The sequence below is a fragment of the Streptomyces niveiscabiei genome (assembly GCF_033794345.1).
In the GTDB taxonomy this organism is placed as follows: domain Bacteria; phylum Actinomycetota; class Actinomycetes; order Streptomycetales; family Streptomycetaceae; genus Streptomyces; species Streptomyces niveiscabiei.
Genome location: NZ_JARAYJ010000014.1, coordinates 26,559 through 51,342 on the forward strand (window position 1 = coordinate 26,559; position 24,784 = coordinate 51,342).

General features: G+C 71.7%; 21 protein-coding genes and 1 pseudogene. 8 read left to right on the forward strand and 14 right to left on the reverse strand.

Annotation, left to right across the window (positions count from 1 at the left end):
* Nucleotides 1–42 precede the first annotated feature (42 nt).
* Nucleotides 43–693, forward strand: coding sequence for a TetR/AcrR family transcriptional regulator (locus PV682_RS20785; RefSeq protein ID WP_319731937.1), 651 nt, complete (start codon nt 43–45; stop codon nt 691–693).
* Between the two features lie 407 nt (nt 694–1,100).
* Here PV682_RS20785 and PV682_RS20790 read toward each other — a convergent pair whose 3' ends face one another.
* Nucleotides 1,101–1,844: a TetR/AcrR family transcriptional regulator gene (locus tag PV682_RS20790; protein ID WP_319731939.1), complete on the reverse strand. Its 744-nt coding sequence runs from the start codon at nt 1,842–1,844 to the stop codon at nt 1,101–1,103.
* 135 nt (nt 1,845–1,979) lie between these two features.
* Between PV682_RS20790 and PV682_RS20795 the strand changes: the two genes are divergently transcribed.
* Nucleotides 1,980–3,611 carry an MFS transporter gene (locus tag PV682_RS20795; protein WP_319731941.1) on the forward strand — a complete coding sequence of 544 codons (1,632 nt, stop codon included), beginning with the start codon at nt 1,980–1,982 and terminating at the stop codon, nt 3,609–3,611.
* A 272-nt stretch (nt 3,612–3,883) separates the two neighbouring features.
* On the opposite strand, the gene PV682_RS20800 is transcribed toward PV682_RS20795, so the two are convergent.
* Nucleotides 3,884–4,654, reverse strand: coding sequence for a methyltransferase domain-containing protein (locus PV682_RS20800; RefSeq protein ID WP_319731943.1), 771 nt, complete (start codon nt 4,652–4,654; stop codon nt 3,884–3,886).
* Between the two features lie 48 nt (nt 4,655–4,702).
* Here PV682_RS20800 and PV682_RS20805 point away from each other — a divergent pair, with 48 nt between their 5' ends.
* The 3 genes and pseudogenes from PV682_RS20805 (at nt 4,703) to PV682_RS20815 (ending at nt 6,400) form a co-directional block, all read left to right on the forward strand.
* Entirely contained in the window at nt 4,703–5,173 is a 471-nt protein-coding gene (locus PV682_RS20805; RefSeq protein ID WP_319731945.1) for a MerR family transcriptional regulator, read from the forward strand.
* Nucleotides 5,174–5,292: 119 nt separating this feature from the next.
* A pseudogene (locus PV682_RS20810) lies at nt 5,293–5,901 on the forward strand (quinone oxidoreductase family protein); the annotation flags it as partial.
* A gap of 148 nt (nt 5,902–6,049) precedes the next feature.
* Nucleotides 6,050–6,400, forward strand: a complete 351-nt coding sequence (locus tag PV682_RS20815; RefSeq protein WP_319731947.1) for an SH3 domain-containing protein — start codon at nt 6,050–6,052, stop codon at nt 6,398–6,400.
* Between the two features lie 3 nt (nt 6,401–6,403).
* Here the strand turns inward: PV682_RS20815 and PV682_RS20820 are convergent, their stop codons facing one another.
* The 3 genes from PV682_RS20820 to PV682_RS20830 are packed head-to-tail and all read right to left on the reverse strand — an operon-like array spanning nt 6,404 to nt 8,730.
* Nucleotides 6,404–7,432, reverse strand: a complete 1,029-nt coding sequence (locus PV682_RS20820) for a threonine aldolase family protein (RefSeq protein WP_319731949.1) — start codon at nt 7,430–7,432, stop codon at nt 6,404–6,406.
* On the reverse strand, nt 7,429–8,067 hold the full coding sequence (locus PV682_RS20825; protein ID WP_319731951.1) for a TetR/AcrR family transcriptional regulator: 639 nt from the start codon (nt 8,065–8,067) through the stop codon (nt 7,429–7,431). The genes PV682_RS20820 and PV682_RS20825 overlap by 4 nt, the downstream gene beginning before the upstream one ends.
* A 54-nt stretch (nt 8,068–8,121) precedes the next feature.
* Nucleotides 8,122–8,730: a TetR/AcrR family transcriptional regulator gene (locus PV682_RS20830; protein WP_319731953.1), complete on the reverse strand. Its 609-nt coding sequence runs from the start codon at nt 8,728–8,730 to the stop codon at nt 8,122–8,124.
* 128 nt (nt 8,731–8,858) lie between these two features.
* On the opposite strand from PV682_RS20830, the gene PV682_RS20835 reads away from it, so the two are divergent.
* Complete coding sequence (locus PV682_RS20835) at nt 8,859–9,464, forward strand: TetR/AcrR family transcriptional regulator (protein WP_319731955.1); 606 nt, start codon at nt 8,859–8,861, stop codon at nt 9,462–9,464.
* A 1-nt stretch (nt 9,465) separates the two neighbouring features.
* Here the strand turns inward: PV682_RS20835 and PV682_RS20840 are convergent, their stop codons facing one another.
* The 3 genes from PV682_RS20840 to PV682_RS20850 all read right to left on the reverse strand — a co-directional run bounded on the left by PV682_RS20840 (nt 9,466) and on the right by PV682_RS20850 (nt 13,964).
* Nucleotides 9,466–10,134: a type 1 glutamine amidotransferase domain-containing protein gene (locus tag PV682_RS20840; protein WP_055719238.1), complete on the reverse strand. Its 669-nt coding sequence runs from the start codon at nt 10,132–10,134 to the stop codon at nt 9,466–9,468.
* Nucleotides 10,135–10,207: 73 nt separating this feature from the next.
* Nucleotides 10,208–11,821, reverse strand: a complete 1,614-nt coding sequence (locus PV682_RS20845) for an ABC transporter substrate-binding protein (protein ID WP_319731959.1) — start codon at nt 11,819–11,821, stop codon at nt 10,208–10,210.
* A gap of 1 nt (nt 11,822) precedes the next feature.
* Nucleotides 11,823–13,964, reverse strand: a complete 2,142-nt coding sequence (locus tag PV682_RS20850) for a hypothetical protein (protein ID WP_319731961.1) — start codon at nt 13,962–13,964, stop codon at nt 11,823–11,825.
* A gap of 128 nt (nt 13,965–14,092) precedes the next feature.
* Here PV682_RS20850 and PV682_RS20855 point away from each other — a divergent pair, with 128 nt between their 5' ends.
* The gene (locus PV682_RS20855; protein ID WP_107103864.1) at nt 14,093–14,896 is read left to right on the forward strand and encodes a GNAT family N-acetyltransferase; all 804 of its coding nucleotides are present in this window, start codon (nt 14,093–14,095) and stop codon (nt 14,894–14,896) included.
* Here the strand turns inward: PV682_RS20855 and asnB are convergent.
* Nucleotides 14,883–16,724 carry an asparagine synthase (glutamine-hydrolyzing) gene (gene asnB, locus PV682_RS20860; RefSeq protein ID WP_319731964.1) on the reverse strand — a complete coding sequence of 614 codons (1,842 nt, stop codon included), beginning with the start codon at nt 16,722–16,724 and terminating at the stop codon, nt 14,883–14,885. The two genes, PV682_RS20855 and asnB, sit on opposite strands and share 14 nt — an antisense overlap.
* Nucleotides 16,725–17,035: 311 nt before the next feature.
* On the opposite strand from asnB, the gene PV682_RS20865 reads away from it, so the two are divergent.
* Nucleotides 17,036–17,227, forward strand: a complete 192-nt coding sequence (locus PV682_RS20865; RefSeq protein ID WP_319731966.1) for a hypothetical protein — start codon at nt 17,036–17,038, stop codon at nt 17,225–17,227.
* Between the two features lie 4 nt (nt 17,228–17,231).
* Here the strand turns inward: PV682_RS20865 and PV682_RS20870 are convergent, their stop codons facing one another.
* The 5 genes from PV682_RS20870 to PV682_RS20890 all read right to left on the reverse strand — a co-directional run bounded on the left by PV682_RS20870 (nt 17,232) and on the right by PV682_RS20890 (nt 24,767).
* Nucleotides 17,232–18,086, reverse strand: coding sequence for a bifunctional methylenetetrahydrofolate dehydrogenase/methenyltetrahydrofolate cyclohydrolase (locus PV682_RS20870; RefSeq protein WP_319731968.1), 855 nt, complete (start codon nt 18,084–18,086; stop codon nt 17,232–17,234).
* A 47-nt stretch (nt 18,087–18,133) separates the two neighbouring features.
* Nucleotides 18,134–20,572 carry a GcvT family protein gene (locus PV682_RS20875; protein WP_319731970.1) on the reverse strand — a complete coding sequence of 813 codons (2,439 nt, stop codon included), beginning with the start codon at nt 20,570–20,572 and terminating at the stop codon, nt 18,134–18,136.
* 192 nt (nt 20,573–20,764) lie between these two features.
* Nucleotides 20,765–21,721 carry an ABC transporter substrate-binding protein gene (locus PV682_RS20880; RefSeq protein WP_319731972.1) on the reverse strand — a complete coding sequence of 319 codons (957 nt, stop codon included), beginning with the start codon at nt 21,719–21,721 and terminating at the stop codon, nt 20,765–20,767.
* Nucleotides 21,718–23,694 carry an ABC transporter permease gene (locus PV682_RS20885; RefSeq protein WP_319731974.1) on the reverse strand — a complete coding sequence of 659 codons (1,977 nt, stop codon included), beginning with the start codon at nt 23,692–23,694 and terminating at the stop codon, nt 21,718–21,720. The genes PV682_RS20880 and PV682_RS20885 overlap by 4 nt, the downstream gene beginning before the upstream one ends.
* On the reverse strand, nt 23,691–24,767 hold the full coding sequence (locus PV682_RS20890) for a quaternary amine ABC transporter ATP-binding protein (RefSeq protein ID WP_319731976.1): 1,077 nt from the start codon (nt 24,765–24,767) through the stop codon (nt 23,691–23,693). Before PV682_RS20890 ends, PV682_RS20885 begins: the two co-directional genes overlap by 4 nt.
* Between the last annotated feature and the right edge of the window lie 17 nt (nt 24,768–24,784).

The window sequence follows — 24,784 nt, forward strand, 5'->3', positions numbered from 1 at the left end:
AAATAGAGGGCCCGTCCGTCCTTTGATGCTGCGAGGTTCTCCGTGAGCAAGCCCGTGGGCCGCGAGCCGCTGCGCCGTAATTCGCGGTCCAACCGGGCGCGCATCCTGGCCACGGCCCGGGAGGAGCTGGGGCGGAACCCCGATGTCACGCTGGAGGAGCTGGCGCGGGCCGCCGGGGTCGTCCGGCGCACCCTCTTCGGGCACTTCCCGGGGCGGGCGGCGCTGCTGGAGGCGCTCGCCGAGGAAGCCGCCGAGACGTTTCGGAACGCGATGGAGGCCGCGCCGGAGCCGGGGGAGTCGGCCGAGCGGGCCTTGGCGTGGTTCGTACTCCGGCTGTGGCGGGTGGGAGACCGCTACCGCATGCTGGTGGCGCTCACCCGGCGGGACCTCGGCTCCGAGCGCTTCGCCGAGGTGCTCGCGCCGGCCCGGGAGGCCGTCATCGGGATCCTGGAGCGCGGGCAGCGGGACGGCGTTTTCCACTCCCGTCTGTCGCCGCCCGTGCAGAGCGCAGGTCTGATGGCGTTGATCGTGGCTCTGGTGGAGTCCGTCAACACCGGCGCGCTGGAGGACGACGGGCACCGGATCGCCACGGCCACCCTCATCGCGGCCGGTGTGCCGGAGGATCGGGCGAGCGCGGTGGTCGAGGAGGTTGCGTCGGCGATGGCCACGGCTCCTTTGTCCGACGGCACCTGATTCCTCTCCGGCCGACCCGTTCGACGAGGTGTCCCGGGCGTCCTCGCGGCGGAAGGTGACCGACTCGCCGAGCAACGTCTCGCCGGCCTCGGGCAGGGCGACGCCGCCCGCGACCTTGAAGTCCCTGAAGGGATCCGGGCGGGACCGTAGCCCCGGGTCAGTTCCAGGCCCAGGGCGTCGGACAGGTCCGTGTACGACGGAAGGCGGTCGCCTCCGCCGAGCGGGCCCGGGCCTCGCCGCTGCCGCCTGACTTCGTCAACCCGTCGATCCGCGGGGCGAGTTCGGTCACCGGCAGCGGGCCGTCGGAGCGTCGGCGGGTCCGTGCGCGTACGAGAACTCGCACCCCTGGTCACGGTCGTGGTCGGGGCGGACATGCGTGAGTGCGAGCGGGGTACGGGGACGGGGTTTCAGACGGAGCTCGGGGGCGACCCGGACTTCCGCACCTGATCGACCTTCGCGGCGGCGGTGTCCGGGGCGACTCCGGCGGCGATGAGGACGGCGGTGGCGGCGCCGGTGCCGTCGTCGGACCACAGCCCGCAGTCGGCGCAGTCGAGCAGAGCCAGCAGTTGGGCCTCGATGGCTCGGCCGAGCGGGTCGGGCGGGACGGTGGCCTGGAAGACGCCCTGTCGGCGGCCGTGGACGAAGACCCTCGTGGCCATGGAGCGGGCGGGAGTCAGCAGTTCGTCGACGCGTGCGCGTGCGAGGTCATGGCCGCGGGCCAGCCGGATGAGGGCGCGGTAGCGGTCGCCGACGGGCCACACCATGAGGACGAATCGCACCAGGTCCGAGACGGCGTCGGGGGTCGGGGCCGGGGCACCCGCGACGGCGCGCCGGATCGCCTCCGCGGCCTCGGCGGCCAGGCCCTCGACGAGCGCGGCCCGGCAGGCGAAATGGACGTACACGGTACGCCGGGCCACACCGGCGGCAGCGGCGATGTCCTCCAGGCGGCTGTCGGGGTCGCGGGTCAGTTCCCGCCGAGCCGCGTCGAGGATCCGGGCACGGGTGGCCCGTGCGTCCCGACGCTGTGCCGAAGTGGAGGTCGAAGTCTGCGCGGGGGACGAATTCGGAGCAGGAGGGGGTGGCGTCTCGTGGGAGCGGGCCGGAGACCGTTCCGGCCTCGTCGTCGGTGTTCGTGCTGGTCGGCTGGTCACGTCGGTACCTCTAAGGCGGGTGGGAGGAGGGAGCCATCGCGATAGTTGCACATCGAGGGGCAATAAACTATTGTGCACATCGATGGGCAATTAAGTACTTCCGCTCATCCGCCCGTCCCCTCTCAGGAGCTACTGATGCCCTTCCTTGCAAACACCCCCGTGGAGAAAATGACCGGGCCGTACGCGCGGCGCTGGTGGGCGCTGCTCGTGCTGTGCCTGAGCCTGCTGATCACGGTGATGGCGAACACGTCGCTGATCGTCGCCGCCCCCGACATGACCACCGACCTGGGCCTGAGCAGCAGTGATCTGCAATGGGTCGTCGACAGCTACACCGTTCCGTACGCGGCGCTGATGCTGGTGCTGGGCGCGATCGGCGACAAGTACAGCCGACGCGGCGCGCTGGTGCTGGGTCTGCTGGTCTTCGCCGCCGGTTCGGTGATGGGGAGCCTGGTCGACGAGACCTCGCTGGTCATCGTGGCCCGCGCGATCATGGGAATCGGTGCCGCGGTCGTGATGCCGGCCACGCTGTCCCTGGTGGTCGCGACCTTCCCCCGCAGCGAGCGGGCCAAGGCCATCACCGCCTGGGCCGCGACCTCCGGGGTGGCGGTGGCCGTCGGCCCGCTGGTCTCCGGCTGGCTCCTTGAGGGCCACGCCTGGGGCTCGACCTTCCTGATCAACGTGCCCATCGCACTCGTCGCCGTGGTCGGCGCGCTCGCCCTGGTACCGCCGTCGAAGGCGCAGGGCATGGCCCGGATCGACTACGTCGGCGGCCTGCTGTCGATCGTCACCGTCGGCTCCCTGATCTACGCCGCCATCGAGGGCCCGCACGCCGGCTGGGGCGCCGGCCCGGTCACCGCCGCCGTCCTCGCCGGCGTGGGTCTGGCCGCCTTCGTCGTCTGGGAACTGCGCCACCCGCACCCGATGCTGGACGTCCGCAAGTTCGCGCTGCGGCCCTTCACCGGCTCGATGCTCGCGGTGATGTTCTTCTTCTTCGGCATGTTCGCCGTCATCTACTACTCGACCCAGTTCCTCCAGTTCGTCCTCGGCTACGGCGCCCTGGACACCGGGGTGCGGCTGCTGCCGCTGGGCGGTGCGGTGTTCCTCGGGTCCGCGGTGACCGGGGTCCTCGCCCCGAAGCTGGGGGTACGGGTGATGGCCGTGACCGGCATGACCATCGGCACGGCGGGCATGTTCCTCCTCACCCAGATCGACAAGGGGTCGACGTACGGGGACTTCCTGGTGCCGCTGATGATGCTGGGCCTCGCGCTCGGCCTGGCCATCTCCCCCGCGACCGACACGATCATGGGCTCCTTCCCCGAGTCCGAGCTGGGCGTCGGCGGCGGTGTCAACGACACCGCGCTGGAGCTGGGCGGGGCGCTGGGCATCGCGGTGCTGGGCTCGCTGCTGGGCACGGCCTACCGGGACGAGCTGACCGACCTGGTGGGCGACCGGCTCCCGGCGGAGGCGATGGAGACCGCCAAGGACTCGGTCGGCGCCGGCCTGGCCGTCGCCCAGCGCGTCGCGCAGGATCCCTCCGCCGGACCCCAGCAGGCGCAGGCCGCCGTGGACGCCGTCCACCAGGCCTTCGCCCACGGCGTCGCCCAGACCAGCCTCATCGGCGGGATCATCATGGCCGCCGGAACCGCGATCGTCCTCGCGGTCCTGCCGGGCCGCCGCGCCCTCGCCAAGCACAACACCGAGCCGGGGACCGGGACGACGGCGAGCGAGGCGGCGCCTGTGCGGGAGCACACCGGGTCCACCCGCTAGAGCGCACACCGGGCCCACCTGCTGGATCGCCGGCGGGACGTCCACCGGACAGACCACCGGGCACCGCCTCTGCCGGATCACCCGCCAGGCACGTCGAGCAGGAGTGCGGCGGCGCGAGACGCGCGGGGCGCGGGCGGGGTCCACGGTCCACCGCCACGCGGTTCCTCTGCCGGAACACCTCACCGTCCTCGGCCTCCGGGCCGCCCCCGGGCTCTCCTGCGGGGCGGCCCGGAGGCCAAGGGCCGTGAGGTGACAGCGGCGGTCCGCACTCCCTAGGCGGAAGCGGCGGCCACGAAGAACGGAAGGGCGATGAGGAAGCGGTCGGCCTCGGCGCGTCGGCGCTGTTCGGCGAGCCACGCATCGGCCTGGTCGCGGCCGACGGCACCGCTCACGCAGGCCCACTCGGCGAGCATGGCGGCCAACGGCAGCATCGCGGGATCGGTGAACACGCTGGTGTGCACCTCGACGGTGACGTCGTCGAAACCGCCGTCCAGGAGCAGGCCCCGGTACTGGCGGCCGGCACGGGGCGTGCCGAACAGGTCGGCGCGGGCGTGCACGATCGTGCGGGTCAGCTCCGGGTCGTCGGAGTCGACCATGACGGCGTCCCAGTCCTGCCCGACCAGGACGATCCTGCCGCCCGGGCACAGGACGCGCCGCGCTTCCGCCACCGCGCGCCCCGGCTCCCGAAGGGTGTGGAAGACCTTGTCGGCACGGTAGCCGCGCACACTTCCGTCGGCGAACGGCAGATCCTCCGCCCCCGCCTCCGAGAACTCGGCCGCGGGCCACCGCTTCCGGGCCTCGGCCAGCATCCACGGATCGGGATCCACGCCCACCGCGCGGACGCCGCGCTCGGCCAGCTCGGCGACGGCCCGCCCGGCACCGCAGCCGATGTCCACGACGGACGAGCCCGGGACGAGAGACAGCAGTTCGTAGGAGCGCGCCCGCAGCAAGCCGGCGCTCGGCATCTGGTCCATCGCGTCGAGGAGTGCCTGCATGGCCTCGGTGCGACGGTGCTTTTCCACCGTTTCCTGGTTCTTGGACATGGGCGCCAGGCTAGGAATTCATGTCGACATGAAGTCAAGCGGAGACCCATGAAGTCAAGCGGAGACGGCAACGCGAGCGCGATGGGCATCGGCGCCCTCGCGGCACGGTTCGGTCTCGCCCCGCACGTCCTGCGGCACTGGGAGTCGGTGGGCCTGCTGCACCCCGCACGGGACGCGGGCGGACGCCGCCGCTACGGCCCGGACGACCTCACCCGCGTGGCGACGATCCTCATCGGCAAGGCGGCCGGCCTGGGCCTGGACACCATCAGGAGCCTGTCCGCCACCTCCGAACGCGCTGCCCGGCACGAGATCCTGCGCGCCGAGGCCGACCGGCTCCGATCGAGGATCGCCGCGGCCCGGGCCTCGCTGGAGCTCATCGAGTGTGGCCTGAACTGCGAGTGCGAGGACGTCACCCAGTGCCCGGACTACCGGCGGCTCATCGCCGAGCAGGTCGGCTCACGGGTGCCGGCGCGCAGGCGGGCACGGGGCGGAAAGCCGCCTGCCCAGCGGGGCGACTGAGCGCGAACCGGGCGCCCGAGAAAGGGAGTTCAGTCCCGCAGTACCAGATCGAGCAGCCCCGGAAAGCTCACGTCGAACTCCTCCCGCCGCAGCCGGTCGACACCGAGACCCCCGACCCCTCCCCCGGCCAGGAGGTCGCCGCGTTCCTCCCCGGCGGCGGCTACGCGGAGACCGTCCGCGCCGAGGCCACCGCCACGGTCCCGCTCTCCGAGGGCCTCGGCCTGCGGACGGCGGCGACGCTCCCCACCGTCCTGCCCACAGCGCACGCCCTCCTCCACGAGGTCGGCCGCCTGCGCACCGGCGAGACGGTCCTCGTGCACGGCGCGGCGGGCGGCATCGGCACGGTCGCGGCGGACGCCCTGCGCGCCACCGGCGGCAAGGGCGTCGACCCGGTCGGCGGCGAGACCCTCCGGCAGGGCCTGGAGGCCCTCGCGCTGTACGGCCGCCTGGTGTCCTTCGGCAACGCGTCCGGCGCCGAGCCCTGGCGGGCCGGGGTGCCCGAGCTGGGTGCGCGGGGGCGTTCCGTGTCGGCGTTCACCCTCCTCGGCCTCGCCGCGTCCGCGCCGGACGAGCTGCGCGCGCTCACGGAACGGGCGTACGCGAAGGTGCTCGACGGCACGGTGTCCCTGCCGGTGACCGCCGAGTTCCCGCTGGCGGAGGCGGCTCGGGCGCACCAGCTGCTGGGCGGGCGGGCGTCGACGGGGAAGCTGCTGCTGCGGGTCGCCGGACAGCGGCACGCCAGATCCGCACGCGCCGGGCCGTGCGCCTCGGCTCCCGGCCGTGACGGCACGTTTCGAAGAAGATCAAAGCTTTTCTCCGAGCGGGTCGGCCCATGTCACAGTGCATCGCGAAACGACCACCGTCACCGGAGGAACGATGAAGAACCTCACCAAGGCGCTGACCCTGACCGCCGCCACCGCCGCCTGCCTCGCGCTCGCGACCGGTCCGGCCTCCGCCGCCGCCATGGTCACCACCTACGAGGCCGTCAACGTCCGTGACCAACCCGACTCCCACAGCCACAAGGAGGACGTGTACCCCGCCAACTTCACGGTCCTCGGCCTGTGCTGGCAGTGGGGCGAGTCGATCACCGACAACGGCTACACCAATGACGTCTGGGTCAGCACCGGCAGAAAGGGAGACCGCTACTCGTACTGGATCAGCGCCGTCTACCTCAAGGGTGACAAGTACGCGAACATGGTCTGGGAGGACAACTGCGGCAACCGCTGACCGTCAGGAAGCGTGCCGGGTCGCCGCGCCGATCAGCGCGTCGACCTGCGCCTTTGTCGTCGCGAAGGACGGGACGAGGCGTACGACGCCCTGTCCCCAGCGGTCGTGGTAGAAGACGAACCCGTCCGCGAGGAGTCCGTCGATGACCTGCTGCGGGAAGCGGACGAAGAGGATGTTCGCGTCGGCCGCGCCGAGGAGTTCGACGCCGGGGATCGCTTTGAGGCCGTCCTGGAGGCGGGCGGCCATCGCGTTGGCGTGGGCCGCGTTGCGCAGCCAGAGGCCGTCGGTGAGGTAGGCGTCCAACTGGGCGGCCTGGAAGCGCATCTTGGCGGTGAGCTGTCCGGCGCGCTTGCCGCGGAAGGCGAGTTCGGCGGTGCGGGAGCGGTCGAAGACGACGATCGCGTCGGCCGTCATCGTGCCGTTCTTGGTCGCGCCGAAGGACAGCAGGTCGACCCCGGCCTTCCAGGTCAGCTCGGCGGGGGTGCACCCGAGGGAGGCGACGGCGCCGGCGAACCGCGCGCCGTCCATGTGCACCCGCAGCCCGGCGTCCTTGGCGATGGCCCCCAGCTCCCGTACCTCGTCGAGGGTGTAGACCGCACCGGACTCGGTGGCCTGCGTGATGCTGACGACGGACGGTTCGACGCTGTGCACGTCACCCGCCTTGTGGCGGACGGCGGCGCGCAGTTCGGCGGGGTCGATCTTGGCGTCGGGGCCGCCGAGGGACACGAGTTTGGCGCCCGCCGTGTAGAACTCGGGCGCCCCGCACTCGTCGTTGTTGACGTGGCTCTCGTGGTGGCACAGGACGCTGCCCCAGGGCGGGGTGAGCGTGGCGAGGCTGAGCGCGTTGGCGGCGGTGCCGGTGGAGACGAACAGGACGTCGACGTCGCACTCGAAGAGGTCGGCGAGCCGGCGCCGTACGGAGGCGGAGTGGTCGTCGGCGCCGTACGGGAGAGCCGGGCCGGTGGCGGCCCGGGTCATCGCCTCGGCTATCTCGGGGGAGGCGGCGGCGGTGTTGTCGCTGCTGAAGATCATGCGTGGGGCTCCTTGGCGGCGTGGATCAGGCGGCGGAGGGCGTCGAGGTAGACGTCGTGGTCGGTGACGGCGGGGACGATCTCGGCCAGGTGGGCGGTGAGGACGGGGAACGCGTCGGGGTCGAGCGCGGCCAGCGCGCGGCGGGTGGTGGCGCGGGCGGCGGCGGGGTCGCGGTGGTCGACGAAGCCGGCGCTGCCGAGGGTGAGGAGGTACAGGGACCGGTACGTCGTGATCGCCTCGGTGGGCGTCATGCCGGCGGCGAGGCTGTCGGCGAGCTGCGGTTCGGTGAGGCGCGCGAGGAGGTTCGGGCCGAGCCAGGGGCGGGTGCCGCGCAGGGCGAGGAGGCCGGGGTGGGCGACGAGGAGCCGGTAGAGGGCGGTGAACCGGGTCTCGGTCACGGTCGCCCAGTCGCCGGTGGCTTCCGGGAGCCGGGCCGCGAGGTGGTCGAGGCACAGGTCGAGGAGGCCTGCGAGGTCGGTGCAGCGGCGCTGCAGGGAGGCGAGCGAGATGTCGAGCCTGGCCGCGAGGGCCCGGAAGGTGAGCGCCTCGGGTCCGCCCTCGTCGACCAGGCGGAGGGCGGTCTCGGCGATGCGGGCCGGGGTCGCGCGGTCCAGGGACGGGGAGGTGCGGGACATGCGGGTCAGCGTACGGTACAGCGTATCGCCGAACAAGCATGCCCGCTGCCGGGGTCAGCTCTCCGCGGACCGCACCCCGTTCAGGAACAGGTCCAGGAACCGGTCCCGCGTACCCGCCGCGCTCACCCCGCGCTGGTGCGAGATGTGCGAGCTGAAGTTGGTCAGCGCGGCGGCGAAGGACTCGGCGGCGACGGAGCGGTCGAGCCCCGGCCGCAGTTCACCGCGCCGCTCGGCGTCGTAGAGGACGTCCTCCATGACCGCGAGCGGCTGGTCCACGCAGTCGCGCAGGAAGGTGGCGTACAGCTCCGGGAAGTCGGGGAACTCGAAGGAGCACCGGTAGACGATGAGCCACTGGGGGCTCTCCAGGGTCTCGGCCATCTTGTCGTACAGGATGCCGAGGTCCTGTTCGAGGCTGCCGGTGCGGGGCGGGTGGATGCAGCCGGAGAGGCTGCTGAGCGCCGCGAGGACCAGGTCGTCGCGCTCCGGCCAGCGGGAGTAGAGCGTGCGCTTGGCGACCTTCGCGCGGGCGGCCACGGAGTTGGTGCGGAAGCCCGCGACGCCGGTCTCGGCGAGTTCGTCGACGGCCGCTTGCAGGATGCGTTCGTCGGCGCCGGGGTCACGGGGTCGGCCCGGTCTCGCGGCGGGCGGTGACGTGGTCGGCATGCGTGTCCCTTCCGGCGGTGCTCGGGTCCAGTCTTACAGGTGGCAGGTTTCACGACCGAAACGGTTTCGTATTCATCTATGTCCGCGATAGCGTGGAGGCCGGGACACCAAGTGAGGGGACGGTGGCCATGACCGGACACCCGACGACCGCAGCGCCACGCTCACGCCGCAGCCGCATCGGCCCGGAGCGCGAGGCCGAGTTGTACGACGCCGTCCTGGACCTCCTGCGCGAGGTCGGGTACGAGGGGCTCACGATGGAGGCGGTCGCCACCCGCACCCGGTGCAGCAAGGCGACCCTCTACCGCCAGTGGGCGGGCAAGCCGGAGCTGGTCGCGAAGGCGCTGCGCCACCAGAAGCCGGTCACCCTGGCCGACATCGACACCGGTTCCCTGCGCGGCGACTTCATGACCCTGATCGACCGGATCGACGACCACCGCATGGCCGAGGACACCGCGCTGATCCGGGGTCTGACCTACGCGGTGCACACGCACCCGGAACTCCTGGCGGCGCTGCGCCGCCTGCTGATCGACCCCGAGGTGTCCGGCCTCGACACGCTGCTCGCCCGAGCGGTCGAGCGCGGGGAGGTCCCCCCGGACACCCCCGCGCTCGACTACGTCGCGCACCTGATGGTGGGCGCGCTGGTCACCCGCCCCTTGATCGAGGGAACCCCGGCGGACGCGGACTTCCTGCGCCGGTACGTCGACTCGGCGCTGTTTCCCGCACTGGGACTGTGACTCAGCCGAGCTTCTCGTTGAGCAGCGCGGCGAGCGGCGCGGAGGACGCCGGGTTCTGCCCGGTGAGGACGTTGCGGTCGGTCACGGTGTACGGCGCCCAGGGCGCCCCGGACTCGACCCGCAGCCCCGCCTCGGTGAGCCGGTCCACCAGCAGCCACTTCGCCTTCTCGGCGAACCCGCCGATGCGCTCCTCCTCGTTGGTGAAGGCGGCGACCCGGTACCCGGCGAACGCGTTCGTGCCGTCGTCCTGCACGGCCGCGAGCAGCGCCGCCGGACCGTGGCAGACGACGGCGACGGGCATGCCGGAGCCGACCGCGCGGGTGAGCAGCGCGCCCGAGTCGGTGTCGACGGCGAGGTCCTCCATCGGACCGTGTCCGCCGGGGACGTACACGGCGTCGTAGTCCTCCAGCGTCACGTCGGTGAGGGCGATGGGCTCGCGCAGGCCGGTCGCCTTCTCCAGGGCGGCCTTGATCTCGTCGGAGTCGAGGCTGTTGGCGTCGACCGGGGAGATTGCGCCGCCGGGGGTGGCGACGGTGATCTCGTGGCCGGCGGCCTGGAACGCCTCGTAGGGGACGACCGCTTCCTCGGCCCAGAAGCCGGTGGGGTGGGTCGTGCCGTCGGCCAGGGTCCAGTGGTCGGCGGCGGTCATCAGGAACAGGATCTTCGCCATGGTGTGCTCCTCGGTGCGGGGGATGTACCGACGAGACTAGTTGCAATCACCACCGATGTACCAATGGAGCCGCTCATCCGCGCGCGTTGCGGCACATGTCCTCCGTCAGCGGGCGTCCGGTCGGCCAGGCGATCGCCTGGAACGCCAGGGTCCCCTTCCCGGCCTTCCCGGCGGCCGGCGGGACGAGCCGGACGACGGCGACCGCCTTGTCGTACGGCGTCCCGTCGCTCTTCAGGCAGATCCAGCCGCTCGCGCCCTCCACCTTGGACTGGCCGCGCAGCCGCCGCCAGGTCTCCTTGATGTCGGCGAGCGCCGGGACCGTGCCCTTCTCGTCGACGCGGTCGGCGATGCCGGTGACGGCGGTGGTGGCCGCGTCGAACATGGTGATCGTGCGGCCGTCGGTGAGGTCGACGGTCCCGATCCGTGTCTGCTCGCCGATGAGGCCGGTGAGTTTCGCGAGGTCGTCGGGGGAGCCGCCGGTCGCGGGGCGGCCCTTGGTGCCGGCCTTCCACGCGTCGGGGTGGGTGATGGTCGCGTACTCGACGGTCAGGCCCGCACCCCGGGTGAAGGCGCCCCAGTCGAGGTTCGGGTCGAGGGTGATCGTCGAGGCGCCGGAGACGGTGACGACGCGGATCGGGCGTTCCCGGCAGCCCCGGTCGCCGAGGGCCCTGATGAGGTTGGCGAGGGCGGGGGGCCGGCCGGCGAAGTAGACGGTGGTGGCCTTCGAGTCGCACACGTTGCCGACCATCTGCCGGAAGTCGCGGTAGAGCACCTTCTGGGCGTCATACGTCTCGGGGCCGCCCGCCGCGCCCTTGGTGACCTCCTGGAACGCGTCGCGCAGGGACCGGGAGTACAGGTCGTCGCTGTTCTCGTCCTGGATCAGGAAGGTCTGGGACCGGTCGCCGCCGAGGTAGTGGCTGAGGGCCTGGGCCTGGTCGCGGTTGGAGGGGACGACCTTGACGAGGCCGGGGTAGCGGTCGGCGCCGTCGTTCGCGAGGTCGGTCGCGGTGATCGGCCCGCCGACCACGGGGATGCCCTTGTCCTTGGTCAAGTAGCCGATGGTGTCGGCGTTCTGACGGATGCTCAGGTTGAAGCCGAAGACGACCCGCAGCCGGTCGTCCGTACGGGTCATCTCCCCCAGCCAGTCGGCGACCCGTCTCCCGTGGTCCATGGCGCGCCCGGGGTTGGCGAGGACGAGCCGGACGCCGATGTCGGAGTCGTCGACCTTGTTGGCCCGGTACTGGGCGAGGTAGGCGCCCTGCACCTCGCGCAGGATCTGGTCCCGGTCGGCCCTGCTGTCGGCGGCCGGGGTCATGGGGATCATCAACGCGACGGTGGCGTACGGCTTCTGACCGTCCGTCACCTCGTCGTTGAGGTCCTTGATGGCCTTCGACACCTGGTCGAGCTCGGCGATGTAGACGTGGCCGCCGTCGCTGACGCCGACGCACTGCCCGTCCTCCTTCACGAGCCGCTGGTTGCCGCTCTGGCAGTAGTCGGGGAGCCCCACGGCCCACACGGCCACGGCGACCGCGCCGAACCCGAGCAGCGCGCACGCCCCGAGGAGGACGCCGCGCACGACGGGCACGAAGTGGGCCCGCAGCACCAGCCAGACGCCGGCGCCGAGAGCGAGGAGGAGGACGATCGGCCCGCCGATCAGTACCGGCGTCGGCCAGAACTCGGGTGCCACGTCAGTGTTCCCTTCTGGCGGTGGGCAGTTCGGGGACGCGCCGCCCCTGGGCGAGCAGGACGGGCCAGCGACGGGCGGCGTCGGCGGTGGCGAGTTCCTCCTGGCCGCCCCGGTCGTCGTACGCGATGTCGAACCCGTTGAGCAGTTGCCGCAGCCGGTTGTCGGGGCTCTCCGGGTCGTCCGTGTAGAGGGAGGAGAGCGTCGAGACCCCCCACAGCAGGTCCAGGAGGCGGCCGATCGCGCGGTGGCGGTCGTCGTGGCGCGGTCGCTCGGGGTGGGAGCCGCACGCCGTGCACAGCGCGGCCGTCCGCGGCAGCCGGCCGCCGTACCCGTCGGGAGGGTGCGGGGCCGCGCACACGGTCTGCACGGTGGCCAGCCAGCCGAGCCGGCCGGTGTCACCGAACGCCGTGTGCAGGCCGGCGACGGCCTCCTCGCGGCGGCCGAGGGCCAGGGTGTGGTGCAGGTGGGGCGCGCTGCCGGGCGCGTACCGGTCGCGGGCGGCGGTGTGCAGCGCGGTCCAGCGGGCGGCGCCCGCCTCGGTGCGCAGGTGGTGCAGGAGGAGTTCGCGCAGGGTGCGGTCGCCGATCGCCGGGTGGGCGGCGTCCGGCCAGGCCGCGCGGTACCAGTGGTCCTCCTTGAGGAGGTCGCGGACGCGGTGGTACTGGTCGGGGTCGTGCCCCGGCAGGTGCGGTACGTCCTCCGGGCGCAGCGCCACCGCCCACGGCAGGAGGGCGTCGATCAGGTCGCGGTCGGGGACGAGGTAGCGCAGCAGCGCGGCGGTGACGGTGCCGTCCTGGTCGGTGCCCGCCGGGGGCAGGCTCAGCAGGGCGGGGCCCAGCTCCTGGGGTCCGGCGCGCAGGAGGGCGGCGCGGCGTCCGGTGCGCAGGGTCTCGCGGGCGGCCTCGATCAGCGGGTGCGCGCAGCCGGCCCGGCCGGCGCCGATCTGCTCGACGAGGTTGGGCAGTCCGCGCGGGCAGGGGGTGCCGAGGGCGGTGGCGATGCTGTCGGCGCCGAGGGCCGGCGCCTGGAGCCACACCTGCCAGGCGTCGCGGGCGTCGCTGCGGGGGCTGTGCCAGACGAGGGTGCCGAACTGCGGGACGCTCAGCGGGTGGGGGTGCTTGGGGGTGGCCGGCCGGGGCCGGGCGGCGAGCCGGGTGGCGACGATCACCGGGCGGGTGACCTGCTCGCCCCGCGCGTTCTCGGGGCCCGCCGCTCTCGCGTAGGCGGTCAGCAGGAGGTCCAGGAGACGGCTGCCGGTGGGGGTGTGCGTGTTGTCGAGGAGGATCAGCGGCAGGGGTCTCACCCGCCAGTGTCTTCGCCGGTAGTGGGCGTCGATGTCGGCGAGGAACGCGGCGCTGAGGCGGCTCTCCAGGTCGCGGCGGGCCTGCGCGGGGACCTGGAGGCGCAGGCTCAGGAACACCCAGTCGAGGAGTTTCCTGATGCCGGAGCCCGGGATGGCGAGGAGTTCCTCGTCCCACCACTTCAGGGCCGCCTGGTCGAGCTTGGCGCCGCCGCGCTCCCCCGCCTGCCCGATGATCCGCTGGAGGAGTTCCTCGACCGGGCCGAGTCCCGGCGCGAACGACGTGACCAGGGGGATCGCCGCCGACACCCACGCGGCCAGCGTGTCCCACATGGGGCGTTCGCCGGCCAGGGCCTCCTCCAGGGCGCGCAGCCGGTGTTCGAGGCGCTGGAGGTCCGCGAGCGCGGGGCCGTCCGGGTGGCCGGTGTGCTCGGTGTCGAGGGGTTCGTACAGGGTGGTGGCCGCCATCAGGCCGTAGGTGAAGCGGGGGAAGTCGACGCGGCCGAACTTCGGTACGTCCACGTTGAGTTCGCGCACCAGCCAGCCGAGCGCCGCGAGCGGGCGGGAGGTCAGGGGGTTGGCCTGGTCGGGGGGTGGGGCCATGCCGACGGGCTGGGCGCCGGGCATCGGCCACTTCGCGACGTGCAGGCGGCCCACATGGGCGTCGTGCAGCTGCTCGCAGACGGCCGTCCGGCCCGTGCCGCGTCCGCCGTACACGGTGATCACCGGGGCGCCGCGCGGGTAGCCGGACGCGGCTCCCGTACCGCGCGGCCCCAGGCCCACGGCCGCGGGGACGAACGTGTCGACGAGTTGCTCGTACCCGTGGAGTACACGGTGCGCCATCCATACCCCCGTGAGATGCGCGCGCTGTGGGGTGACCCCTGAGATCACGTCAATTCTCCCTCAATACGGGGATGTTGGCGCCGTTGTTGCTTCACTGGGGTGGTTACGAACAAGTGAAAGGGGCTTTTGTGTACGACCTCACGGAGTCGATCGAGTCGATGGAGCAACTCGCCGCGGGCTGGCGGACGTTGACGCTCGACCGGAATCCGGACTCCGACGTCCGCGACCTGCCGGGGATCGCCGTGCGGTGGGCCGACAGCCGGTTCCTCTTCTGGAACTGCGTCACGCTCACCGAGTCCGAGGTCCAACCCGCTTTGCTGGAGCAGCGGTTGGCCGAGGCTGCGGACGTCATGCGGGCCAAGAAGCAGGGCGGGTTCCTCTGGGTCTTCGAGGACCTGCTCTCCCCCGAGGCCCGTACGGCTCTCGCGCCGGCCGCCGAACGGGCGGGCCTCGCCCACGCGTTCCCCGGCACCGGCATGGCCGGCGACCTGCTGCCGCTGCCCGAACCGGCCCACCCCGAGCTGACGTTCGTCCGGGTCACCGACGATGAGCAGCTCGCCGCGTACGCGGACCTCAACTCCCGCGCGTACGGCTTCGACCCGGCCGACGGGCGGGACGGGCTCGTCGGGTCCGCGCTGTGGAAGAGCGGCGTGTACGCCTACCTGGGGCTGCGCGACGGGGTCCCCGTGACCTGCGCGGCGACCGTCGAGACGGACGGGTGCCTCTTCGTCGTCCTCGTCGCGACCGACCCCGCGTGGGAGCGGCGGGGATACGGGGAGGCGGTGACGCGCAAGGCGTTGTACGAGGGCGGCCGGGCCACGGGGCTGACCCGGGCCACCCTGCACGCGACGGCGGCGGGGGCGCCGGTGTATCCGAGGATCGGGTTCCGGGCGAACTCGCCGATGTCGTTCTGGGCGCTCAGTTCAGACTGAGTTCCGGGCGGTACATCTCCAGCCAGAGGGCCAGGTCGAGGGCGCGTTCCAGGCCGCGTCGTTCGGCCTGGCCGCTCACCGGGGCGGTGCGGTGGGCGACTTCGTGGAGGCGGGTGCGGTCGACGAGGTCGAAGACCGGGTGGGAGGGGTTCGTGAGGAGGTCCTTGGCCTGGGCGCGCAGGGCGGTGGCGTAGGCCGGGTCCTGGGTGGAGGGGTAGGGGCTCTTGACCCTGTCGTACACCGACCTGGGCAGGAGGTCGGCGGTCGCCTCGCGCAGGAGGCTCTTCTCGCGGCCGTCGAAGGACTTGAGGGACCAGGGGGTGTTGTAGACGTACTCGACGAGGCGGTGGTCGCAGAACGGGACGCGGACCTCCAGGCCGACGGCCATGCTCGCGCGGTCCTTGCGGTCGAGGAGGATGCGGACGAAGCGGGTGAGGTGGAGGTGGGACATGCGGCGCATGCCGTACTCGAAGTCGCTCTCGCCGTCGAGGCGCTGGATGTCCTTGACCGCGCCTTGGTGGCTGTCGGCGACGTAGCCGTCGAGGTCGAGGGCGGTGAGCAGGCCGGGGGCGAGGGTCTCGGCGTCCTGGCCGAAGTGGCGGCCGAAGCTGACCAGCCAGGGGAAGGTGGTGCCCTTGCGGGCCTCCTCGTCGAAGAACTGGAGGTAGCCGCCGAAGACCTCGTCCGCCGACTCGCCGGAGAGGGCCACCGTGGACTCCGCGCGGATCGCCCGGAACAGCAGGTACAGGGAGGCGTCCATGTCGCCGAAGCCGGCGGGCAGGTCGCGGGCCCTGATGACCTTCGCGCGGATCTCCGGGTCGGCCAGGGTCTGCGGGTCCAGGACGATGTCCTGGTGCTCGGTGTGCGCGGTGCGGGCGACGTCGTGGACGAACGGGGTGTCGGGGGTGCCGCGCAGGTCGTCCGCGACGAAGTGGTCCGCCTGGCCGACGAAGTCGACGGCGAAGCTGCGCACCTTCTCGCCGTGCTCGCCGAGTTGGCGGGCGGCCAGCGCGGTCATCGCGGAGGAGTCCAGGCCGCCGGAGAGGAGCGTGCAGCGGGGGACGTCGGCGACGAGCTGGCGGCGGACGATGTCGTCCAGGAGCTCCCTGACCGTCGCGATCGTCGTCGCCCTGTCGTCGGTGTGCTCCCTCGTCTCCAGCTCCCAGTACACGCGCCGGTGCAGGCCCTCGCGGTCCACGGTGACGACGGTTCCGGGCTCCACCTCCGCCATGCCGTCCCACACCGCGTGCCCCGGCGTCTTCACCATCGTCAGCAGCTCCCGCAGGCCGTCGAGCGTGACGCGGGGGCGGGCCAGGGGGTTCGCGAGGATCGCCTTCGGTTCCGAGCCGAAGAGGACGCCGTCCGGGGTGGGGTAGTAGTAGAACGGCTTGATGCCCATGCGGTCCCTGATCATCACGAGCTTGCTCTGCCGGGCGTCCCAGACCGCGAACGCGTACATGCCGTTGAGGCGTTCGGCGACCTTGTCGCCCCACTCCAGGTAGCCGTGCAGGACCACTTCGGTGTCCGAGTCGGTCGTGAACCGGTGCCCCCTGGCCTCCAGTTCGCGGCGCAGCTCGGTGAAGTTGTACGCCTCGCCGGAGTACACCATCGCGACGTTCCCATGAGGCGTCGCGAAGGTCATCGGCTGCCGACCTCCGGGCAGGTCGATGATCGCGAGCCTGCGATGCCCGAGCCCCGCCGGCCCCTCCGCCCACACCCCCCGGTCGTCCGGTCCCCGGCACTCCATCGTCTCCGTCATCGCATCCAATATGGCGCCCTCGTCCCGCAGTTCACGGTCGAACGACACCCAGCCGGCGATGCCACACATAACGTCCTCCACTCCACGCCCGCTACCGGGCACCCCGTCTCACCAGCGTGTATCCACGCCGGAAGCACACCCGCATCGGGAACAAGTTGTAACTACCACTCACTTCCGAGCGTGCGCCGCGCGTGACCGCTGGTCAACATCACCGAAATAAAGACGCCTTGAGCAACCATCTGCTTTCGGACGGACTTTGCCGGGGCGAGACCCGCACCCCCGCACACCACCGGGGTGCGCCCACCGGGAACCGGCCATGAGCAAAAACTTCCCCACGTGAGGGGAGGAAGCGGGGCCGCCGATGCCGGTCCCGGCGGAGGATGGCCCACCATGTCACCAACGTCGCCGGGGACGCCGACAGCGCCCAGGTCCGGTCGAAGGGCCTGGGCGTGCTGGTCGACGGGTCCTGCGGGTCGGTGACCTATGACGACACGGTGGTTCGTACGGCGGACGGCTGGCGGCGGCTGTCGGCTCGCCGGGTTCCGTTGAACGGTGCCGCGGAACCCGGCTGAGAAGTCACGCCGCGTTCCGCTCCGCCGCCTCCACCACGTTCGCCAGGAGCATCGCCCGGGTCATCGGGCCCACTCCCCCGGGCATCGGGGCGAGCCAGCCGGCGGTGCGGGCGCAGTCGGGGTGGACGTCGCCGACCAGGCCCGAGTCCGTGCGGGTGATGCCGACGTCCAGGACGGCCGCGCCGGGGCGGAGCATGTCGGGGGTGATCAGGGCGGGGACGCCGGCGGCGGCTATGACGATGTCGGCTTCGCGGACGTGCCAGGCCATGCCTTTGGTGCCGGTGTGGCAGAGGGTGACGGTGGCGTTCTCGGAGCGGCGGGTGAGGAGGAGGCCGAGGGGGCGGCCGACGGTGACGCCCCGGCCGATCACGCAGACGCGGGCGCCGGCCAGCGGGACGTCGTGGCGGCGGAGGAGTTCGACGACGCCGCGCGGGGTGCAGGGCAGGGGCGCTTCGACGCCGAGGACCAGGCGGCCGAGGTTGACGGGGTGGAGGCCGTCCGCGTCCTTCGCCGGGTCCATGCGTTCGAGGACGGCGTTCGCGTCCAGGTGCGCGGGGAGCGGGAGTTGGACGATGTAGCCGGTGCAGGAGGGGTCGGCGTTGAGCCGGTCCACCGCCTCCTCGACCTGTTCCTGTGTCGCGTCCGCCGGAAGGTCGACGCGGATGGAGGCGATGCCGACCTGGGCGCAGTCCCGGTGCTTGCCGGCGACGTACGCCCGGCTGCCGGGGTCGTCGCCGACGAGGACCGTGCCGAGGCCGGGCGGCGGCGCGCCGGTGGCGGTCAACTTGGTGACGCGGTCGGCCAGTTCGCTGCGGAGTGCGGCGGCGGTGGCCTTGCCGTCGAGCAGTCGCGCGGTCATCGTGCTCCGTCCCGTCCCACGGTCGTCGTGCACTGCCATCGCCCCGCTCACCCGCGCAGCCGGGACATGGTGGGGTCGAACAGCGGCTCCTCGGCGACCACGGCCTCCACCCGCCGGTCGAAGTAGCCGATCCGCAACTCCGTGCCGGGCACGGCGAGTTCGGCGGGGAGCCAGGCGTACGCGATGCCCTTGCCGATGGTGTAGCCGTACGCGGCGCTGGTGACGTACCCGACGGCGCGCTCCCCGTCGTACACGGGCTCCTTGCCGAGGACGACGTCGTAGGGGTCGTCGATGGTCAGGCAGGTCAGCTTCCGTCGCACGGAGGTCTTCCGGCGTTCCAGCGCGGCCTTGCCGATGAAGTCGCCCTTGTCGAGTTTGACGGCGAAGGAGACGCCCGCCTCGTAGGGGTCGTGCTCGTAGGTCATGTCGGTGCCGAAGGAGCGGTAACCCTTCTCCAGGCGGAGGCTGTTGAAGGCGCCGCGCCCGGCGATGACGCCGCCGAGGGGTTCGGCCGCGCGGCGGAGGGTGTCCCAGAGTTTCAGGCCGAGGTCGGCGGTGGTGTAGATCTCCCAGCCGAGTTCGCCGACGTAGGACAGGCGCATCGCGGTCACCGGGACGCTGCCGATGTGGGCCTGCTTCACGCGGAAGTACTTGAGGCCCTCGTTGCTGAAGTCGTCGTCGGTGAGGGGCTGGAGGACCTTGCGGGCGAGGGGCCCCCACAGGCCGATGCAGCAGGTCCCGGCGGTGATGTCGCGGACCTGGACGGTGCCGTCGGCGGGGAGGTGGCGGGTGAGCCAGTCGAGGTCGAGGTTGCCGTTGGCGCCGATCTGGAAGCGGTCGCGGGCGAGGCGGGCCACGGTGACGTCGCTGCGGATGCCCCCGTCGTGGTCCAGCAGCAGCGTGTACGTCACCGAGCCGACCGACTTGGCGACCTTGCTGGTGGTCAGCGTCTCCAGGAAGGCGCCCGCGCCGGGGCCGGTGACCTCCAGGCGCTTGAGCGCGGTCATGTCGTACATGGCGACGGTCTCGCGGGTGGCCTGGGCTTCGGCGCCGACGATCGGGGACCAGTACTGGGCCGCCCAGTCGTTCGGGGTGGGGATGGAACGGCCGTCCACGAGCGCGGAGTTGGCCTCGTACCAGTGGGGGCGCTCCCAGCCGTTCGCTTCCAGGAAGAACGCGCCGTGCTCCTGCTGCCGTTCGTAGAAGGGGCTGGTGCGGATCGGGCGGGGGTCGCCGGAGGGCTGGAGGGGGTGGAGGATGTCGTAGACCTCGACGAAGTTCTGGCAGTCGCGGGCGAGGACGTACTCCGGGGTGAGCTGGTGCGGCTCGAAGCGGTTGACGTCGCACTCGTGGAGGTCGAACGAGGAGCAGTACCCGTCGACGAGCCACTCGGCCATCGCGCGGCCGACGCCCGCCGAGTGCGTCACCCACACGGCCTCGGCGACCCAGAACCCCTTGACGTCCCGCGACTCGCCAAGGAGGGGGAAGTTGTCGGTGGTGAAGGAGAAGAGGCCGTTGATGCCCTCGTCGACCTTGGCGTCCTTGGTCGCGGGCAGCAGGGACTGCGTCTCGGTCCAGGCGTCGGCGAAGTCGTCCTCGGTGAACTCCAGGACCGACGGCATGGGTTGCTCGTCGTCGAAGGTGAGGATGTCGTCGGCGGAGACCGGCATGGGGCGGTGGCCGTAGTAGCCGATGCCGATGCCGTCGTAGCGGTCGCGGTAGTAGAGGTCGGCGTCCTGGTGGCGCAGGATCGGCCGGACGGCCTCCTCGGTCTGCCCGGCGAGCGCGGGGACGGGGCCGGTCCAGGCGAGCTGGTGGGCGAGCGGGGTGAGGGGGAGGTTCATGCCGGCCATGCGGGCGATCTTCGGACCCCAGATGCCGGCGCAGCACACGACGATGTCGGCGTCGAGGTCGCCGTGGTCGGTGCGGACGCCGGTGACGCGGCCGGCGTCCTGGAGGATGTCGAGGACCTCGTGCCGGGCGAGGAAGCGCACCCCGTTCGCGGTGGCCCGGCGGATCTGGGCCTCGACGGCGAGGACGGCCTTGGCGAGGCCGTCGGTGGGGACGAAGAGGCCGCCGAGGACCTGGGCGCGGTCCAGCAGGGGGTGCTTGGCGACGCACGCGTCGGCGTCGATCAGCTCGGCGTCGACGCCCCAGGCGGTGATCCAGCCGTGCCGGCGCTTCAGCTCGGCGAGGCGCTCGGGCGTGGTGGCGACTTCGAGGCCGCCGACCTGGAGGAAGCAGGGCTTGCCGTCCACGTCGAGGGAGCAGAACTTCTCCACCGTGTAGCGCGCCAGCTCGGTCATCGCCTTGGAGGAGTTGGTCTGGAAGACCAGCCCCGGGGCGTGCGAGCTGGAGCCTCCGGTGGCCGGGAGCGGACCCTGGTCGACCACCGTCACATCGGTCCACCCGCGCTGCGCGATCTCGTCCGCGAGCGCGGCGCCGACGACGCCTGCTCCGATGATGACCACTCGGGGTCCCGTCATCGCCGCACCTCCGATTGAGTTGCTTCGTACGCAACGCACTTCAGGTTGCGCAACTCAATGTGCCCGGCACGCAGAGGGGTGTCAAGAGGGCCGGTGACGCGGGAAAACGCCCCCTCTCAAGGAACGGAAAACGCCAACGCCCGGCAGGCGGAGCGCACTTGGGCACTCCGCCTGCCGGGCCTCACACCAGGGTCACTTGAGCCAGGCGGCCACCTTCCCCCGGTTCGCCTCGACCCACTTCTTCGCCGCCGCCTCGGGTGTCATGCGGTCCACCGCGATGTACTTGGCGACGATGTTCTGGTCGTCGTTGGTCCAGTTGAAGTTCTTCACCAGGTCGTAGGCGGGCGAGCCCGACTTCGCGAACCGCACGCTGACGATCTTGTCGAGGTCGTACACGGGATAGTCGCAGGCGATCTTCTCGGCGTCCGCGTCGCAACCGGCCTTGTACGCGGGGAGGTCGACCTTCACCAAGGGGACTTCCGTCATGAACCACTGCGGCTCGTAGAAGTAGCCGATCACCCATTCCTTGTTCTTCTCGGCCTTGCGGTACGCCTGGATCAGCGCGGTCTCGCTGCCCGCGTACACGACCTTGAAGTCCAGCTTCAGGTTCTTGACGAGCGCCTCGTCGTTGGTGACGTACGACGGGTCTCCGTCGAGGAGCTGTCCCTTGCCGCCGGACTCGGAGGTCTTGAAGTTGGCCGCGTACTTGTTCAGGTTCTCCCAGTTCGTGATGTCGGGGTGGGCCTTGGCGAGCCACGGCGGGACGTACCAGCCGATGACGCCCTTGTTGCCGGTGGAACCCGCCGAGACGGCCGTCTTCTGGCCGCCGATGTACTTCGCCTTGAGGTCGTCGTGCCCCCAGTTCTCCAGGACGGCGTCCACCTCGCCGGTCCCGAAGCCCTGCCAGGCGATCTCCTCCTTGAGGTCCTTCTGGACGACCTTGCAGCCCAGGTCGTTGGCCGCGACGTACGCGACGACCGCCGCGTCGGCCTGGTAGCCGACCCAGGGGTTGACCGCGAGGTTGAAGGTGCCGCAGGTGCCGTGGGCGCCCGCGGCCGGGGCCATGTCGCTGACCTTGGCCCACCCGCACCCGGTGAGGGTCAGCGACAGCGCGGCGCCGCCCAGTACAGCTCGCCTCAGTCGTGTCATCGGCTCGTCCTCCGTGCGGCGGCCTGCGTGATCCGGTCGAACATGACGCCCAGCAGCACGATCGCGAGCCCGGCGGCGAGCCCCTTGCCGTACAGCTGGCCCTGCGAGAACCCGGCGACGACGTCGTAGCCGAGCGCGCCCGCGCCGACCAGGCCGCCGACGACGACCATCGACAGGACGTAGATCAGCCCCTGGTTGGTGGCGAGGGTCAACGCGCCGCGCGCCATGGGGAGCTGGACCTTGGTGACGAGCTGCCAGGTCCCGGCGCCGGCCGAGGTGGCCGCCTCCACGGTGGTCTCGGGGACGTTCCGCACCCCGTCCGCGATGATCTTGATGGCGACGGGGGCGGCGTACACCACGGCGGCGACGATCGCCGTGAACCGGGTCGCGCCGAACAGGGCGAGGAAGGGCACCAGGTAGACGAACGGGGGCATGACCTGTGCCGCGTCCAGGGTGGGGCGCAGGACGCGGTCGACCGTGCGGCTGCGGCCCATCCACACGCCGAAGACGACGCCGAGGAGCATCACCATGACGGTGGCGACGGCGGTCGAGGCGAGCGTCGTCATGGCGTCGGACCAGACGCCCGTACCGATCAGGAGTCCGACGCAGACGGCCGCCGTGATCCCGGCGCGTACGCCGCCCAGGACCGTGCCGAGGCCGGCGAGGGCGAGGGCGACGAGCCACCACGGGGAGTCGGTCAGGAGGGTCTGGAAGGGGTTGAGGAGGCCGGTGGTGACGGCGTCGCGGAAGCCGTTGGTGAGGCCGGAGAGGTGGTCCTGGGCCCAGGTGGTCGCGGAGTCGGCGGCGCTCGCGAGCTTCTCGCCGGTCTGTCCGCCGCCGGGGAACTGGGCGGCCCAGACGTAGACGTGGGAGACGTAGATCATGAAGGCGACGCCCGCCGCGCCGGCCGCGAGGAGGTGGGGGCGCCACTTGAAGGTCGTCCGGCCCCGTTCGGCGGCGGCCGTGGTGACGCGGTCCAGGACGATCGCGAGGACGACGATGGCGAGGCCCGCGTTGAACGCCGTACCGACGTCGAGGGACTGGAGGGCCTGGACGACGGTCTTGCCGAGGCCGGGCGCGTCGATGAAGGCGGCGATGGTGACCATGGCGAGCGCGGCCATGATGGTCTGGTTGACGCCCATCACGACCGTGCGGCGGGACATGGGCAGCAGGACCTTGCGCAGCGCCTGTCCCCGGGTCGCGCCGAGGGACTCGGCGGCCTCGACGGTGGTCGGGGGGACCGCGCGGATGGCGTGGGCGGTGATGCGGATCGCGGGCGGGGCCGCGTAGACGACGGTGGCGATGGTCGCGGAGGCCGGGCCGATCAGGAAGAACAGGGTCAGCGGGGCCAGGTAGACCATGGTCGGCATCGTCTGCATGAAGTCGAGGAACGGCGTCAGGATGCGGTCGACCCGGTCGGAGAGCCCCGCCCACACGCCCAGCGGGATGCCGACCAGCAGGGCGAGGAGGACTGCGGAGAGGGTGAGCGCGAAGGTGTCCATGCTCTCCTGCCACAGACCTTGCAGCCCGAGGAAGGTGAACCCGGCCGCGGCGAGGAGCGCGACCCGCCAGTTCCCGACGGCCCAGGAGACGAGGGCGACGATCCCGACGACCCCGAACCAGCCGATCTGCGGGACGGGCCGGCCGTCCGGCGGCTGGGAGATCAACTCCTGGACGAACACGACGAGATGGTCGATCGCCGTGCGGATGTCGTTGAAGAAGTACTGGAAGAGCGGGTTGTTGTCGCGATTCGCGCCGATCGAGTCGTTGACGTCGTTGAACCAGCGGTGCAGGTCGGTGAGATCGGCCGCCGCGAGCGACAGGGTCTGTTCGCCCTTGAGGACGGCGAACAGCAGCAGCCACGCCGCGAGGATGGCCGCCACCAGCCGGGGCCGGGTGATCCTGCGCGCTGACGGCGTGTCAACTGCCGTTGGCTGGGCGGAGTCTGTGGGTTTCTCCAGGACCGTCGTCATCGCCCGGCCACCACCGCGAGGATCTCCTCGTCCCCGACGATCCCGAGCAACTGCCCGTTCTCGACGACCTTCACGGGCTTCTCGGCGGCGAGCACGGCCCGGGTGGCCTCGCGTACGACGACGTCGGGGCCGAGTTCGGGGCCGTCGAGGGCGTCGTCGTCCTGCGCGGGGCGCATGATCCAGCGCAGGGTGAGGACGTCCCCGCGCGGCACGTCCCGCACGAACTCCTTGACGTAGTCGTCGGCCGGGGCGCCCACGAGTTCGTCGCCGGTGCCGCACTGGACCATCTTGCCGTCGCGCATGATGAGGATGCGGTCGCCCAGTTTGAGGGCCTCGGAGAGGTCGTGGGTGATGAACACCATGGTCTTGCCGACCTCGTGGTGCAGGCGGACGACCTCGCTCTGCATGTCGCGGCGGATCAGGGGGTCGAGCGCCGAGAAGGGTTCGTCGAAGAAGAGGACCTCCGGGTCGCCCGCCAACGCCCGGGCCAGGCCCACGCGTTGCTGCATGCCGCCGGACAACTGGTCGGGGTAGGAGTTCTCGTAGCCGGACAGGCCGACCAACTCGACGACCTCCAGGGCGCGTTTCATCCGCTCGGCGCGGCCGGCGCCCCGGATCTCCAGGCCGAAGGCGACGTTGTCGACGACCTTGCGGTGCGGGAGGAGGCCGAAGTGCTGGAAGACCATGGAGAACTTGCGGCGGCGCAGTTCGCGCAGCCGGGCCGGGTCGGCGTCGCGGATGTTCTCGCCCTCGAAGACGATCTCGCCCGCGGTGGGTTCGATCAGCCGGGTGAGACAGCGCACCAGGGTGGACTTGCCGGAGCCGGACAGGCCCATGACGACGAAGACCTCGCCGGGGGCCACGTCGAAGCCGACGTCGCGCACGGCGGCCGTACAGCCAGTGCGGTCCATGAGTTCGCGGCGGCCGAGGCCGCTCAGTTCCTCGGAGCCGGGGACCTGGTCGGCCTTCGGTCCGAACACCTTCCACAGGTCACGCACGGAGATGACCGGCGTACCGTCCGAGTCCTTGGGTGTGCCGCGCCGCTGGGGCACCTCGGTCTGTGTGGGGAGCACAGTCGGACCTCTTTTCA

Coding starts and splice junctions, on each gene's coding strand:
- PV682_RS20795 (WP_319731941.1), top strand. CDS start 1,980: ATGCCCTTCCTTGCAAACACCCCCGTGGAGAAAATGACCGGGCCGTAC.
- PV682_RS20800 (WP_319731943.1), bottom strand. CDS start 4,654: ATGTCCAAGAACCAGGAAACGGTGGAAAAGCACCGTCGCACCGAGGCC.
- PV682_RS20805 (WP_319731945.1), top strand. CDS start 4,703: ATGAAGTCAAGCGGAGACGGCAACGCGAGCGCGATGGGCATCGGCGCC.
- PV682_RS20815 (WP_319731947.1), top strand. CDS start 6,050: ATGAAGAACCTCACCAAGGCGCTGACCCTGACCGCCGCCACCGCCGCC.
- PV682_RS20820 (WP_319731949.1), bottom strand. CDS start 7,432: ATGATCTTCAGCAGCGACAACACCGCCGCCGCCTCCCCCGAGATAGCC.
- PV682_RS20825 (WP_319731951.1), bottom strand. CDS start 8,067: ATGTCCCGCACCTCCCCGTCCCTGGACCGCGCGACCCCGGCCCGCATC.
- PV682_RS20830 (WP_319731953.1), bottom strand. CDS start 8,730: ATGCCGACCACGTCACCGCCCGCCGCGAGACCGGGCCGACCCCGTGAC.
- PV682_RS20835 (WP_319731955.1), top strand. CDS start 8,859: ATGACCGGACACCCGACGACCGCAGCGCCACGCTCACGCCGCAGCCGC.
- PV682_RS20840 (WP_055719238.1), bottom strand. CDS start 10,134: ATGGCGAAGATCCTGTTCCTGATGACCGCCGCCGACCACTGGACCCTG.
- PV682_RS20850 (WP_319731961.1), bottom strand. CDS start 13,964: ATGGCGCACCGTGTACTCCACGGGTACGAGCAACTCGTCGACACGTTC.
- asnB (WP_319731964.1), bottom strand. CDS start 16,724: ATGTGTGGCATCGCCGGCTGGGTGTCGTTCGACCGTGAACTGCGGGAC.
- PV682_RS20865 (WP_319731966.1), top strand. CDS start 17,036: ATGGCCCACCATGTCACCAACGTCGCCGGGGACGCCGACAGCGCCCAG.
- PV682_RS20870 (WP_319731968.1), bottom strand. CDS start 18,086: ATGACCGCGCGACTGCTCGACGGCAAGGCCACCGCCGCCGCACTCCGC.
- PV682_RS20875 (WP_319731970.1), bottom strand. CDS start 20,572: ATGACGGGACCCCGAGTGGTCATCATCGGAGCAGGCGTCGTCGGCGCC.
- PV682_RS20880 (WP_319731972.1), bottom strand. CDS start 21,721: ATGACACGACTGAGGCGAGCTGTACTGGGCGGCGCCGCGCTGTCGCTG.
- PV682_RS20885 (WP_319731974.1), bottom strand. CDS start 23,694: ATGACGACGGTCCTGGAGAAACCCACAGACTCCGCCCAGCCAACGGCA.